The 14,119-nt window shown below is 65.2% G+C and carries 13 protein-coding genes; 4 read left to right on the forward strand and 9 right to left on the reverse strand.

The genetic code is table 11. From position 1 onward, the window contains the following. Positions 1-224: 224 nt before the first annotated feature. On the reverse strand, positions 225-1,214 hold the full coding sequence (gene dusA / locus HAV22_RS26330) for a tRNA dihydrouridine(20/20a) synthase DusA (RefSeq protein WP_166863465.1): 990 nt from the start codon (positions 1,212-1,214) through the stop codon (positions 225-227). 455 nt (positions 1,215-1,669) lie between these two features. Here dusA and HAV22_RS26335 point away from each other — a divergent pair, with 455 nt between their 5' ends. The 4 genes from HAV22_RS26335 to HAV22_RS26350 all read left to right on the forward strand — a co-directional run bounded on the left by HAV22_RS26335 (position 1,670) and on the right by HAV22_RS26350 (position 7,007). Beyond that, entirely contained in the window at positions 1,670-3,844 is a 2,175-nt protein-coding gene (locus tag HAV22_RS26335) for an O-linked N-acetylglucosamine transferase, SPINDLY family protein (protein ID WP_166863467.1), read from the forward strand. 9 nt (positions 3,845-3,853) lie between these two features. Beyond that, a complete protein-coding gene (locus HAV22_RS26340; protein WP_166863469.1) occupies positions 3,854-5,026 on the forward strand; it encodes a DegT/DnrJ/EryC1/StrS family aminotransferase in 1,173 nt (390 codons plus the stop codon). Between the two features lie 206 nt (positions 5,027-5,232). Further along, positions 5,233-6,084 carry a flagellin N-terminal helical domain-containing protein gene (locus HAV22_RS26345; protein WP_166863470.1) on the forward strand — a complete coding sequence of 284 codons (852 nt, stop codon included), beginning with the start codon at positions 5,233-5,235 and terminating at the stop codon, positions 6,082-6,084. Positions 6,085-6,170: 86 nt separating this feature from the next. Then, a complete protein-coding gene (locus HAV22_RS26350) occupies positions 6,171-7,007 on the forward strand; it encodes a hypothetical protein (RefSeq protein ID WP_166863472.1) in 837 nt (278 codons plus the stop codon). On the opposite strand, the gene HAV22_RS26355 is transcribed toward HAV22_RS26350, so the two are convergent. From HAV22_RS26355 to HAV22_RS26390, 8 genes are read right to left on the reverse strand one after another with little or no spacing between them, the layout of a single operon-like run. After that, entirely contained in the window at positions 7,004-7,672 is a 669-nt protein-coding gene (locus HAV22_RS26355) for an acetyltransferase (RefSeq protein WP_166863474.1), read from the reverse strand. The genes HAV22_RS26350 and HAV22_RS26355 overlap by 4 nt on opposite strands. A 17-nt stretch (positions 7,673-7,689) precedes the next feature. Continuing rightward, a complete protein-coding gene (locus tag HAV22_RS26360; protein ID WP_166863476.1) occupies positions 7,690-9,786 on the reverse strand; it encodes a flagellar biosynthesis protein FlhA in 2,097 nt (698 codons plus the stop codon). Then, a complete protein-coding gene (locus tag HAV22_RS26365; RefSeq protein WP_166863478.1) occupies positions 9,783-10,925 on the reverse strand; it encodes an EscU/YscU/HrcU family type III secretion system export apparatus switch protein in 1,143 nt (380 codons plus the stop codon). Before HAV22_RS26365 ends, HAV22_RS26360 begins: the two co-directional genes overlap by 4 nt. Further along, positions 10,918-11,697, reverse strand: a complete 780-nt coding sequence (gene fliR, locus HAV22_RS26370; protein WP_166863480.1) for a flagellar biosynthetic protein FliR — start codon at positions 11,695-11,697, stop codon at positions 10,918-10,920. Before fliR ends, HAV22_RS26365 begins: the two co-directional genes overlap by 8 nt. Further along, complete coding sequence (gene fliQ / locus HAV22_RS26375) at positions 11,697-11,966, reverse strand: flagellar biosynthesis protein FliQ (RefSeq protein WP_166863482.1); 270 nt, start codon at positions 11,964-11,966, stop codon at positions 11,697-11,699. The genes fliR and fliQ overlap by 1 nt, the downstream gene beginning before the upstream one ends. A gap of 21 nt (positions 11,967-11,987) precedes the next feature. After that, positions 11,988-12,776 carry a flagellar type III secretion system pore protein FliP gene (fliP, locus tag HAV22_RS26380; RefSeq protein ID WP_166863484.1) on the reverse strand — a complete coding sequence of 263 codons (789 nt, stop codon included), beginning with the start codon at positions 12,774-12,776 and terminating at the stop codon, positions 11,988-11,990. After that, positions 12,773-13,126, reverse strand: coding sequence for a FliM/FliN family flagellar motor switch protein (locus tag HAV22_RS26385; protein WP_166863486.1), 354 nt, complete (start codon positions 13,124-13,126; stop codon positions 12,773-12,775). Before HAV22_RS26385 ends, fliP begins: the two co-directional genes overlap by 4 nt. Positions 13,127-13,131: 5 nt before the next feature. Further along, complete coding sequence (locus HAV22_RS26390; protein WP_166863488.1) at positions 13,132-13,986, reverse strand: FliM/FliN family flagellar motor switch protein; 855 nt, start codon at positions 13,984-13,986, stop codon at positions 13,132-13,134. Positions 13,987-14,119 lie beyond the last annotated feature (133 nt).

A 14,119-nucleotide genomic window follows, 5' to 3' on the forward strand; every position in this document is an offset into this window, starting at 1 on the left:
AATCAAAACGACGAATTTTCAGACAGAAAACATGCACCACTGTAATTATGTTTCACCACAACAACAGGACTAGATGTCGTGCAAGGAGAAGAACCCGCATTATCGGCCCATTCTTGCTTTTCAGCAAGGAAGACAATGCAAATGATTTCACAATTGCATCATTTTTTGTAGCGGATTTTGAACAGCCCGGCCGCGTCATGCGACCGGGGTAGGAAAGGAACAATTCAGGCCGCCAAGCGGAGACGGCCCGCGGCTTCGAGGAGGAGTTCGGGATTGCCTTCGGCCAGGCGGCGCGCGTCGGACAGCATCTGGCGATACCCGCGCGCACCGGGCAGGCCGGCCATCAGGCCCAGCATATGGCGCGTGATGCTGTTCAGGCGCAGGCCCAGCGGGCCGTAGCGGTCGAGTTCGGCGCGGATATAGGGAATCATCGCCTCCAGCACCTGCTCGCGCGACTTCTGCGGCGTCGCGTCGCCGTAGAAACGGGCGTCCCAGGCAGCCATCGAATATGGGTTGTGGTAGGCCTCGCGCCCGATCATGACGCCGTCGACATGCTGCAGGTGCGTGGCGATCTCGTCGTCCGTCTTGATGCCGCCATTGATGATGATCTCGAGTTCGGGGAATTCGCGCTTCAACTGATATGCCACCTCGTAGCGCAGCGGCGGGATCTCGCGGTTTTCCTTGGGCGACAGCCCTTTCAACACCGCATTGCGGGCATGCACGATAAAAGTCTGGCAACCCGCGTCGGCGATGGTGCCGATGAAATCGCGGACGAACCCGTACTCCTCGTTGTGGTCGATGCCGATGCGATGCTTGACGGTCACGTCGATGCTGACGGCGTCGCGCATCGCCTTGACGCAATCGGCAACGAGTTGCGGCTCCTGCATCAGGCAGGCGCCGAACGCGCCCTTCTGCACGCGCTCGGACGGGCAGCCGCAATTCAGGTTGACCTCATCATAGCCCCACTGCTCGCCCAGCTTCGCGCTCTTCGCGAGGTCGGCCGGGTCGCTGCCGCCCAGCTGCAGCGCGATCGGGTGCTCGACGTCGTCATACCGGAGGTGGCGCTCGACGTCGCCATAGACCAGGGCGCCAGTCGTCACCATTTCCGTGTAGAGCCACGTGTGCTTCGTGATCTGGCGGTGGAAGACGCGGCAGTGGCGGTCGGTCCAGTCCATCATGGGGGCAACACTTAAAGTTCGCTTGCTTTGCTTCATCAAATTTCTACTTGTTCTTTCCGAAAAGTGGCGACACCGCGCGCATGCCGCAAGGTCGCAAGTCCATATCGGAAACGTTTCAGCGACGGCAACATGCCGCCGCGTGATCGCGGGAGTTCGGGGTTGAGATGGATGCCCGGCGCTTGAATGACATTGCGGGCCAGCGAATCTTACCCTAAAAGGGCTTGTTGGTCCGGAACCCGCCCCGATGAAGCCCGCGCGACTTGCTGCGTGCCTTGAACCGGCCAATGTCAAAAAATCTGCGGTGATCACGACACAGATATACAACAAGTATCGTCACAGCGTGCACAGACGGTTTACAATTCAAAGATATTTGTTTCCTTAAAGAAATAGCAACGCTCCAGGCCCTGTGCAGCCGACCTTATATCCATGACCTTTTCCCCTACCCTCGGCCCAGCGCCGTTCCTTCTTTGTTCCGGGCCGGAGGCACGGCCATGAACGGCGTCCTGACTTCCCCGACGACGAACGACATCAAGCAGCACCGCCGTTCGGTATCGCTGAACCCGCGCGATGCAAAGGCCCATGCGCTGCTGGGACTGGCCTTGCTGAAGGACGGCCAACTCGACGAAGGGATCGCATGCCTGCGGCGCGCGCTGGAACTCAACCCGAAACTGCGCGACCTCCGTGGCCTGCTCGCCGCCGCCCTGTTTGAATGCGGACGAAACGAGGAAGCCGCCGACGCATATCGGCAAGCGCTGCGTTTCGAGGACGAGGCCGAACTGCACCGGGGCCTCGCCAACAGCCTTGTGCGTCTGAAACGGGCCCAGGAAGCGGAGCCCAGCGCACGGCGCGCGGTCGAACTGGCGCCGCGCAGCATTCCCGCCTTGCTGTGCCTTGCTTCGACCCTGCACGGCCAAGGGAATTTCGAGGACACCGCCGCCGTGTTCCGCCAAGTGCTCGCGCTCGATCCGGAACAGGTCGACGCACAATTCGACCTCGGCGAGATGCTGCATCGCCTGAACCGTCATGACGAAGCGGTCGACTGCTACCGTGCCGTCGTCGCGCTGCGGCCCGGCCATGTCAACGCGCACCGCCACATGGGGCTCAGCCATCGCCACCTGCGCCAGAACGATGCGGCGATCGCCTGCCTCGAACGCGCCGCCGAGCTGGTGCCGGACAACGTGGGCGTCCTGTGCGACCTCGGCGCCACCTTGCAGATGAACGGCAACCTGGACAAGGCGGCGCCGATCCTGCGCAAGGCGCTCGCGCTCGACCCCACCAGCGAGCACGCCCTTCGTGCCCTCGCCCACACCGCCTTCTCGATGGGCGAATGGGAGGAAGCGGTGGCCCTGAGCCGGCGCCTGCTCGACATGTGCCCCGCGCCGGAGACGCACAGCATGCTGCTGTTCATCCTGAGCCACTGCTGCCTGGACGCGGACGAGCTCACGCGGGAACACTTCGGCTTTGGCGAACGGTGGGAAGCCGAATGGCGCACGCAGTGGCAGCCGCATCCGAACGATCGCGATCCGATGCGCCAGTTGCGCGTCGGCTTCGTGTCGGCCGACTTGTACAACCACGCGGTATCCCACTTCATCGCGCCGCTGTTCCAGTCGCTCAAGGACAATCCCGCGGTCGCCCTTTACATCTACTACAACAACACGATCGACGACGAGACGTCGCGCGGGATGCGCGCCAACGTCGCGGTCTGGCGCCCGATCGCCGACCTCGACGACGACGCTGCCGAGCGCCTGATCCGCGCGGACGCCATCGACATCCTGATCGACCTGTCCGGCCATTCGGCCAGGAACCGCCTGCCGCTGTTCGCACGCAAGCCGGCGCCCGTCCAGGCCACCTACATCGGCTATGGCGGCACCACGGGCATGCGCTCGATGGACTACATCCTGTGCGACCAGTTCCTCGTGCCGGAAGGCCGCTATGACGACCAGTTCAGCGAACAGATCGTGCGCCTGCCCTCGGGCGCCCTGTTCCTGCCCGACCTGGGTGCGCCGCCGGTCAACGATCTGCCGGCACTGAAGAACGGCTACCTCACCTTCGGCAGCTTCCATCGCGCGAGCAAGCTGAGCCGCGGCGTGATCGCGCACTGGGCCAAGCTCCTGCACGCCGTGCCCGACTCGCGCATGCTGCTGGGTGGTTTGCAGTCAGGGATCGACGACCGGCTGATCGACTGGTTCGAACTGGAAGGCATCCCGCGCGAGCGCCTGTTGCTGCGCCCGCGCGCGCCCGTCCACGAATACCTCAAGCAGCATTACGACGTCGACGTGTGCCTCAGTCCGTTCCCCTACACCGGCTCCACCACCATCGGACACGCCTTGTGGATGGGCGTACCGACCCTGGCCGCCATCGGCCCCACCAACCCGAGCCACGCGGCGGCTGTCTTCATGGTGCACCTCGGCCTGGGCTCGTTCATCACCGAGGACGACGACACCTACGTCAAGCTCGGCATCTTCCTCGCGCAGAACACGCAGACGCTGGCGCTGATGCGCGCGTCGATGCGCCAGCGCCTGCAGGATTCGATTCTGGGGTATCCGGACGTCGCCGCGGCCGGGCTCGAACTGGGCCTCCGCAAGATGTGGCAACGCTGGTGCAACGGACAGGAGCCGGCACCGCTCCAGGTGCGCCTGTCCGAACTCGTCCCCGCTTCTGAATAAGGCAACGACATGAAACCCATTCGCCACCAGGCCGACCTCGCCATCAACGGCGCCGCCCCCGCCTTCGACGATGCCCTGCACGTGGGCCGTCCGAACATGGGGGACCGCGACGCCTTCATGCGCCACGTCGGCGACATCTTCGACCGCCGCTGGCTCAGTAACGATGGTCCGCTCGTGCAGGAATTCGAACGCCGCGTCGCCGCCCACCTGGACGTCAAGCATTGCGTCGCCATGTGCAACGGCACCATCGCACTGGAGATCGCGATCCGCGCCCTCGGCCTCGAAGGCGAGGTGATCGTGCCGGCCTACACGTTCGTCGCCACGGCGCATGCGCTGCAATGGCAGGGCATCACGCCCGTGTTCGCAGACATCGACCCGACCACGCACACGCTGTCGCCCGAGGCGGTGCGCAAGATGATCACGCCGCGCACGACCGGCATCATCGGCGTGCACCTGTGGGGCCGGGCCGCCCCGGTGGAAGCGCTGGAGGCGGTGGCCGCCGAACACGGCCTCGAACTGATGTTCGACGCCGCGCACGCGTTCACCTGCACCCATGGCGGACGCAAGATCGGCAACTTCGGCCGCTGCGAAGTGATGAGCTTCCACGCGACCAAGTTCTTCAACAGCTTCGAAGGCGGCGCCGTCGTCACCAACGACGACGAACTGGCGCGCACGATGCGGCTGATGCGTAACTTCGGCTTCTCCGGCCTCGACCAGGTGAGCTACCCGGGCACCAACGGCAAGATGATCGAGATCGCCGCCGCCATGGGCCTCGTCAACCTGGACGCCATCGACGACGTGATCGCCGCCAACCGCGTCAACTACCGGGCCTACCGCGAAGCGCTCGCCGGCATCCCTGGCGTGCGCGTGCTGGAGTACAACGAGCGCGAACGCAACAATTTCCAATACATCATCATGGAAGTGACGCCAGACTGCCCCGTGTCGCGCGACGCCCTGATCGACGCGCTGCGCGCCGAGAACATCCTGGCGCGCCGCTATTTCTGGCCAGGCTGCCACAAGATGGAGCCATATCGCTCGCTGTTCCCCCACGCCGGACTGCTGTTGCCCGCCACCGAGGCCGCGGCCGCCAGCGTCATCGTGCTGCCGACTGGCCAGACGATGGACCCGCACAAGATCGGCGTGGTGGCCCAGGTGATCCGTACGCTGGTCCAGGGCGCTTGACGGCGCCGTTCCAAAGTATCAGGCCGGCCTCGCGCCGGCCTTTTCTTTCGCAAAATGCTAAGCCCGAAAAAAATTCAAAAAATTTCCGCATGGCACTTAATGCCAAAGCGAAACCGGTCGTCTTGTACTTGTGAGAGCGAGCGAAACACTCGAAATCACAAGCCTAGCAGCCAACCGATCACTTACTGAATACTTAGGAGCCAACCATGCTGAGCCTTCACACCAACAACGCCGCACTGTCGGCCCAGAACTCCATCAACCGCACCCAGGCTTCGCTGTCGACCTCGATGACCCGCCTGTCGACCGGTTACCGCATCAACTCGGCAATGGACGACGCCGCCGGCCTGCAGATCGCTTCGCGTCTGCAAGCGCAAACCTCGGGCATGGCTGTCGCAATGCGCAACACCCAGAACTCGACCTCCATGCTGCAGACCGCTGAAGGCGCGCTGGATGAAGTCAACAACATGCTGACCCGCATGAAAGACCTGGCAACCCAGGCTGCCGACGCCTCGTCGACCGCTGCCGACAAGACCGCAATGCAGTCGGAATTCGACGCACTGGGCAAGGAACTGGCAAACGTCATGAAGAACACCTCGTTCGCCGGCAACAAGCTGCTGATCGGCGGCACCGTGAACGCAGCGATGACCTTCCAGATCGGCGCATCGTCGAGCGAAACCATGAGCGTCGACCTGAGCACCGCCCTGAACCAGGTGCAGACCGACGTCTCGAGCGCAACGGCCAACTACAGCGCCGCCACGACCGGCACCGAACTGACCGCGTCGGCCAACGCCACGATCGGCACCCTGACCACCGCCCTGGCAGACGTCAGCACGCTGCGTTCGGGCCTGGGCGCTGCGGCGAACCGTCTGAGCCACGTCTACAACAACCTGTCGAACATCAGCACCAACAGCAAGGCCGCTGAAGGCCGCATCATGGACGTCGACTTCGCGACCGAATCGTCGAACATGACCTCCAGCCAGATGCTGCTGCAAGCCGGTACCGCGATGCTCAAGCAGAGCAACAGCATGTCCTCGATGGTCATGTCGCTGCTCCAGTAATGGGCTTTCTCCCGGTGTAACCCAGCCGGGAATCCTCGAAGGCCAACCACGCGGTTGGCCTTTTTACTTTTTAACCGCCCGATACCATGGCCAGCATCCTTTTTCCGCCGCTCCTTCCGCCTGCGCCCGTGATCCCGGCCGCGGCGCCGTCGCAGATCGGTCCGGCGTTGGCGGCCGCCGGTTCAGCCGCCCTGCTGCAGGCGGAGATCGAGTCCGTGCCGCTGCCGGCCGCGCAACCGGTCCCGGCACTGCCGTCCGCCGCCGAGGCAGGCCAGGACGGGGCGGCGATGCGCCCGGACCAGGTGGCGATGGCGCGTCAGATGACCTGGCCGAACGCCAACGGCAGCACGCTGGCCGGCTCCTGGCAAGGCATGGTGCGCAACTACGGCACCCAGCAGGCCATCCGCGAACAGCAGATGCGCGAGGGGCAGTTGCCGACGGCACTCCTGCTGGCCGGCCAGGACGCGCGCGCGGCACGCCTGGCCCAGCTGCAGAATCCGCCGCCGGATGCGTGGCGCTTCACGGTCCATGCAGGAACGTCCCGGCCCCAGCACCTGCGCGTGGTGCAGGGCGAACCCGAACAACAGCAGAACCGGCGGCGCCGCACGCGCGCCGCGCTGAGGCTGGAACTCGTGCTGGCCGACGACTCCGTGGTCACGATACAGGCGACGCCCGTTGCCGACGGCATCAAGATGGAAGTGTGCGCGGCCGACCTGCCCACGCTGGAGCGACTGCGCGAGCTGCAGCCGCAACTGGAAGCGGCCGTGCGTCGCGCGCGGCTGCGCGTGTCGAGCTGGGCCTGGCGTGACGACTTGCCGGCCGGCCCCGTCCATGCGCGCCTGCCGTCGACCGAGGCCGCGACGGCGCTCAGCCTGCCCGTGTTCCGGGCGATGGCCGAACTGGCCCTGCTGCTGCCCGCCTAGACCGGCAGATGCCAGCCCGGCTGGCGTTCCTTGGCGACGCGCGCCGGCACACCCACGGCGACGACGTTGTCCGGCAGCGAGCGTGTGACCACGGCCCCCGCGCCAATGACGGACCAGTGTCCGATAACGCACTTGGGCAGGATGACGGCGCCCGCCCCCACGTCCGTCCCCTCATGGATCAACACATTGCCCGACACGCAACCGCGAGGCGTCAGCGTGACGAAATCGCGCAAGTCGGCGTCATGGCCGATGGTGCAGCCGACGTGCACCTGGACGTGCGCGCCGACGCGGATGTCGGTCGTCGCGAGGGCGCCGGCACAGAAGATCGTCCCCTCTCCGAGGTGGACGCCCTCGCCCATCCAGGCGCGCGGATGGACCAGTGTCGCGAAGCGGTTCGGGCACCGCTGCCGGATGCGCTCGACCACGTGGCGGCGTGCCGCCGAGGAACCGATGGCGACGACGACCCACACGTCCGGGTTCGCGGCCAGCCAGTCAATGCCGCCCAGCACAGGCAGACCCGCCACATGCGTGGGGCTGTCGAAACCCGGGTCGACAAGGAATCCGGCGCACGCCCAGGTCGGCTGCACGGCATTGATATCGCGGAGGACCTGGAGCACTTCGCGCCCGAACCCGCCTGCGCCAAAGATCGCGATACGCTGTTCCATACGGTTCTCCCCGCCGATCACCCCACGGTGCCGATGATCGACACTTCGCGGTTTTCCGGAATCTCGTTATACGACAGCACATTCAGCCCCGGCGCGAACAGGCGCGCGTAGCGGGCCAGCAGCGGACGGATCTGCGGCAGCACCAGCAGCAACGGCGGCGTGTGCTGCTGCTTCATCTGCTCGCGCGCCACCGGCATGTTCAGCTGCAGTTGCGACAGCAGCTGCGGGTCGATCGGGTAGTTGTCCAGCACCACCTTGCCGCCGTTGTTCTGGCGCGCCTGGTTCAGGGAACCGAGCAGCATGTTTTCCAGTTCGCCCGACAGGTTAAACGCGGGCATGTCCTTCTTCTTGCCGTACAGGCCGGAGACGATCTGGCGGCGCAGCGCGCAGCGCACCTCGGCCGCGAGCAGGATCGGATCCTTCGTCGTTTCCGAGCTGTCCAGCAAGGTCGTCGCGATGACGACGATGTCCTTCAGCGACACGTTCTCGGCCAGCAGCACGCGGAACACGCGCAGGAGCTGCGTGTGCGTGAGGGCCTTGTCCAGCGCGCCGGCCAGCTTCGGCGACAGCGCCGTCAGGCGTTCCATCAGCGCCGGCACGTCCTCGTGGCGGAACAGCTCCGCCAGGTAGTCGCGCGCGACCTTGGACGCGTGCGTGGCGATCACGCTCGGCACCTCGACGACCTGGTAGCCCTGCCCCAGCGCGTGCGCCTTCTGGTCCGGCTCGATCCACGTGACGGCCATGCCGAACGCAGGCTCGATGCCGGGGATGCCGTCGATGTCGCCGTACACGTTCGGCGACGGGATCGCCATCAGGCATTCGGCCACGACCTCGCCTTCGGCCACGACGGTGCCGTTGATCGCGATCGCGTACTGGTTGGGGCGCAACGTGAGGTCGTCGCGCACGCCGATCGGCGGCAGCAGCAGGCCCATTTGCTCGGAGAGGCTCTGGCGCACGCCCTTGATGCGCTTCGGCAGGACCTCGCCCTGCGCCTTGTCGACGAGGTGCACGAGCTTGTAGCCGACGGTGATCGAGATCGGCTGCACGACGGGCAGCTGCTGCCAGTCGAGTTCCGGCGCGCGGTCGTCGCGCAGCGCGGCTTCGATGGCGGCGATACCCGAATCGTCCGGCGCCTTCACTTCTTCCTTCGAGAGGCGGAAGCCCACGTAGCCGATCGCCGCGGCGAACACCATGAAGAAGAACCACGGCATGCCCGGCACGAGGGCCAGGATCACCATCACGCCCGCGGCCGAGTACAGCACGGTGGGGTTGGCGAGCAGTTGGCCGCCGACCTGCTGTTCGAAGTCGCCCGAATCGCTGATGCGGGTGACGAGGATTGCCGCCGCCGCCGACAGCAGCAGCGCCGGCACCTGGGCCACGAGGCCGTCGCCGATGGTCAGCAGTGCGTACTGGCGGAACGCGTCGGCGAACGACAGGTCGTGCATCACCGCGCCGATGGCGACGCCGCCGATCATGTTGATCAGGAGGATGAGGATCGACGCGATCGCATCGCCGCGCACGAACTTCGACGCACCGTCCATCGCGCCGTAGAAGTCCGCCTCGGCCGCCACTTCCTTGCGGCGCAGCTGCGCTTTTTCCTGGTTGATCAGGCCCGCGTTCAGGTCGGCGTCGATCGCCATCTGCTTGCCGGGCAGCGCATCCAGGGTGAAGCGCGCGGACACTTCCGAAATACGCTCGGAACCCTTCGTCACGACGACGAAGTTGATGATCATGAGGATCACGAAGACGACGATACCGACGACGAAATTGCCGCCGATGACGACATTGCCGAACGCCTCGATCACGTGACCGGCGGCCGCCGTGCCTTCGTGGCCGTGCAGCAGCACGACGCGCGTCGACGCGACGTTCAGCGCGAGGCGCAGCAACGTGGTGCCGAGGATGACGGTCGGGAAGACCGAGAAGTCCAGCGGTCGCTTGGCCGAGACGGACGTCAGGATCACGATCAGCGCCAGCACGATGTTGAACGTGAACAGCACGTCCAGCACCACGGGCGCCAGCGGCAGCATGATCATCGCCAGGAGCGTCAGCAGGAACGCCGGCGTGGCGACCTTCTGGCGGCGCACCTCGAGCATCAAGCTGTTCAGGAAATTCATGTCGGAGATACCTCACTCAAAGCGGCCGGCACGGCCACGTCACTCGGGAACCGGGGGGCGGCCTGGCGCCGGCCCGCACGGAAAGCGTTCAATTGCAGCACGTAGTTCAGCACCTGCGACACGGCCTGGTACAGCGCGGCGGGAATCTGCTGCTGCACCTGGCTCGTGTTGTAAATGGCACGTGCCAGCGGCGGCAGCGCGATCGTCTCGATCTGGTGCTTCGCCGCGACCTGGCGGATGTACAAGGCCATCTCGTCGATGCCCTTCGCCACCACGTAGGGCGCTTCCGCACGCTTGGTGTCGTACTTCAGCGCGACCGCGTAGTGCTCGGGATTCACGATCACCACGTCGGCGGTCGGCACCGTCTTGTTCACGTTGCGGCGTGCCATCTGATGCTGCAGCTGGCGGATGCGCGAACGGATCTCGGGCTTGCCCTCGGTGCTCTTGTATTCTTCCTTCACTTCCTGCTTGCTCATGCGCTGGCCGCGGGCGAACAGGAACGCCTGCAGCGGCACGTCGATCAGCGCGAACAGCACGAACACGGCGACGAGCGCCATCACGCCGTCGAACATCATGCCGGCACCGTGCAGCAGCGCGTCCGACAGCGGCATGCGCTGCAAATTGACCCAGGCCGACAGCGCGGAACGCACGACGTGCACGAGCACCATCGCCAGCATCGCGGCCTTTGCCAGCGACGTGGCGAACGTCGTCCAGTGCTTGCCCGACGCCAGCTGGCCCAGGTTCTTGATTGGCGAGAAACGGTCGAACTTCGGCATCAGGTTGTTCGTCGAGAAGACGAAACCACCCGGCACGACGCCCGCCACGACGACCGCGAACGGCACGCCGAGCAGCGGCAACACCATCTTCACGAGCAGCACGGCGGCGCCGCTCCACACGACGGACATCGCGTTCTCCATCGAGCCGGCCGCACCGAGCGGCGCGTACACGAGCCGGAACAGCGACCGGAACGATTCCAGATAGCCCGGCAGCAGGTACGCGAACAGCTTCAGGCTTGCGAGGATGCCGACGGCCGTGGCCAGGTCCTTCGAGCGGACGACGTGGCCCTGCTCGCGCGCCTTCTTCAGCTTCTGGGCTGACGCCTTTTCTGTCTTGTCGCCGCCGGTGCCGGTATCAGCCATGCGCCGCCCTCATCTGCTGCTGGAGCATCTCCAGCACCTGGTTGGTCATCTGCACGTAGTGTTCCGGGATGAAGCGCACGACCTGCACGAGCATCATCAGGCCGAACAGCGTCACCAGCGAAAAGCCCAGCGAGAACAGATTCAGCGCCGGCGCCACGCGGTTCAGGAAGCCGAAGCCGATCTGCACGACCATCGTCGAGAACACGATCGGCAGCGCCAGCAGGATCGCGGCCGAGAACACCCAGCCCACGTTCAGCGCGACCGTCTGCAGCAGCAGGCCCTGGTAGCCGCCGCCGACGGGCCAGGCGAGAAAGCTCTGGCCCAGCACGCCCGCGAGCACGAGGTGGCCGTCGACGCCGAAGAACACGAGGATCGCGACGATGCCGAGCAGGCCCGAGATCACGTCCGACTGCTGGCCGTTGAGCGGATCGTTCATCTGCGCCATCGAAAAGCCCACCTGGCTCGAGACGAGGAAGCCGAGCATGTTCACGACGGCCATCGTCAGCTGCAGCGCGAAGCCGATCACGGCGCCGATCACGGCCTGCTCGATCATCACGACGACGCCCGCGAGCGAGAACGCATCGGGCGTCACGGCGCCCTTCGTGAGCGGCAGCATCAGGAACGCGAGCGCCAGCGACAGCAGCGCGCGCACGGGCACGGGGACGAGCGCATCGCCGACGACGGGGGCCGTCGACAGCAGCGCCATGATGCGGCAGAACGGCCACCACAGCGCGCTGATGAACGGCAGCAGCAGGTGCGAGACTTCCAGCATCAGCCGACGAGGGTCGCGGCGCGCTGGAACACGCTCACGCAATAGTCCATCAGTTTGCCCGTCATCCAGTGGGCAGACAGGATCAGGGCCAGCAGGGTCACGAGGAGGCGCGGCAGGAAGGAGAGCGTCTGCTCGTTGATCTGGGTGGCGGCCTGCACGAGGGCGACGACGATGCCGGCCACGAGGCCCGGCACCACCAGCACCATCACGAGCAGCATCACCAGCTGCAGGGCTTCGACGACGAAGTCGACGGCGATATCAGGAGTCATACGAATGATAGTGGCAGCCGGCTAGATGCCGTGGATGCTGCCGACGAGGGTATTCACGGTCAAGGTCCAGCCATCGACGAGCACGAACAACAGCAGCTTGAACGGCAGCGAGATGACGAGGGGCGACAGCATCATCATGCCCATGGCCATCAGCACCGACGACACCACCAGGTCGATGATCAGGAACGGAATGAACAACATGCAGCCGATCTGGAACGCGCTCTTCAACTCCGACAGCACGAACGCGGCGAGCTTCACGGTGAACCCGCGCTCCATCGGCTTCATCTCGGCCGGCTCGCCGGACAGGTGCGCGATCTGCGCGAGCGCCGTCTTGCTCGTCTGCGCGAGCATGAAGCGCGACAGCGGCACCTCGGCGATCTTGAGCGCCTGCTCCAGCGAGATCTTGTCCTTGTCGTAAGGGACGAACGCCTCGTTCCAGACCTGCACGCCGACCGGACGCATGACGAGCAAGGTGAGGATCAGCGCGACGCCGGTGACGATCCGGTTGGGCAGGCCCTGCTGCAGGCCGAGGGCCTGGCGCAGCAGCGACAGCACGATCACGAAGCGCGTGAAGCTGGTCATCATCATGACCATCACGGGCAGCAGCCCGAGGATGGTCATCAGGACCAGGATCTGCGACTTCACCGTCAGTCCGCTGGTCGATCCGGGAATCACGCCGGGCAGGACATCCGGTCCCGCCGGGGCGGCCCACACGCTTGCACTCGCCAGCAACAGCAAGGCGCCGCCCGCGAGCGGCGCGAAGCGGCGGAGGTTGGTCGACACCTCAACGCCGCGGCGTTGCAACGTCATGACGTGATCAGGTCCAGGTTGAGGCCGTCCAGGTCGATCACCTTCAGGCCGTACTGCTCGCCCGCGACGACCACTTCGGCGCGGCCGATCGCGGCGCCGTTGACCTTGATGACGAGCGGCTCGCCGGCCATGACGTCGAGCGGCAGCACACTGTCCGGCCCGATCGCCATCAGTTCCTGCAGCGAGATGCGGGCCGAGCCCACTTCCAGGGTCAGCGTCACCGGGATGCGGCGCATCATCTGGGGCAGGCGCGGCGCAGCTTTCGGTGCGACAGCCGCGGGTGCGGTTTCGTCCATCTGCTCGTCGTCGATGAGGATGTCGCCACCGGCGAATTGATCGTTGAGGTTCATGTTGATTACTCGGCGTCTTCAAAAGAGGTTAAACACAGCTTGCCTTTGTGCTCGGCGACGGCGGCGGTAAACAACCGCGCCTCGTCGAGCAGGACGTCGGCCCGGCCCACGTTCACCGGAATCACGTCGCCCACCCGCAGGTCGAACAGTGCGCCCAAGGTGATCTCCTTGCTGACCAGGCGGCCATCCAGTTTCACCTGGAGCTTGGTCGCAAGGGGCTCGGCCGGACCGCGCGCGGCGGCCTGGCGGCCAGTCTCCGGGCGCAGCGTGCCCAGGATCGTGGCCATCAGTTGCTGGTCGGGCGCGATCCAGAACTGGCCGGTGTTGTCGTTGTTATCACGTACGTGGACGCGCATGGCCCAGTTGCTTTCGCCGGGCATTGCCGCTGCAACCACGGCACTGGCCTGGACGGGCCGCGGCGCGACGTCCATTGCCACACTGGCAGCGACGCGTGCATACAACAGGTCCACCATCTGTTGCGTCAATACGACGCCCAATCTTTCTTCGGTGGCCGTGACGCGCTCGGTTTGCGGGTCCCGCTGAGTTGCGCCAGCGCCACGTCCGCCGTAGCGCCGCTCCAACAGTGTCAGTAATAAACCACGCTCGAACGTCACCGCGACGGTGCCCAGCGCACCCAATACGGCCATCCAGCGCAGGCTGTGGTCTTGCGGCGCACGGCCGAATTCAACGTGATCGAGGCGCCATCCGGCCCAATAGCGACGGGCATAGCCCTGCATCGCCGCCTCCAGGTCATCCTGCAGGCGCGTCGCGAACTGGGGCAGCAGGTGTACCGGACGCCCAAGGAGAGAGGGGTCGAGCACTTGGTGCTGCACGGTGGTGTCGGGGGTTGCAATCGGCATGGTCAAATTAAAAAGATGATAAGCAGAGATGCTTTCTTTTCATTCCTATGGGCAACTATTATACCTGGGAAATTGTGTCGCGCTATTTGATTTTCCCCTTTGAATTCGCCATTGCCCTACGGTAAGATGCGGT

Source organism: Telluria antibiotica, assembly GCF_011682055.1.
Classification (GTDB): domain Bacteria; phylum Pseudomonadota; class Gammaproteobacteria; order Burkholderiales; family Burkholderiaceae_D; genus Telluria; species Telluria antibiotica.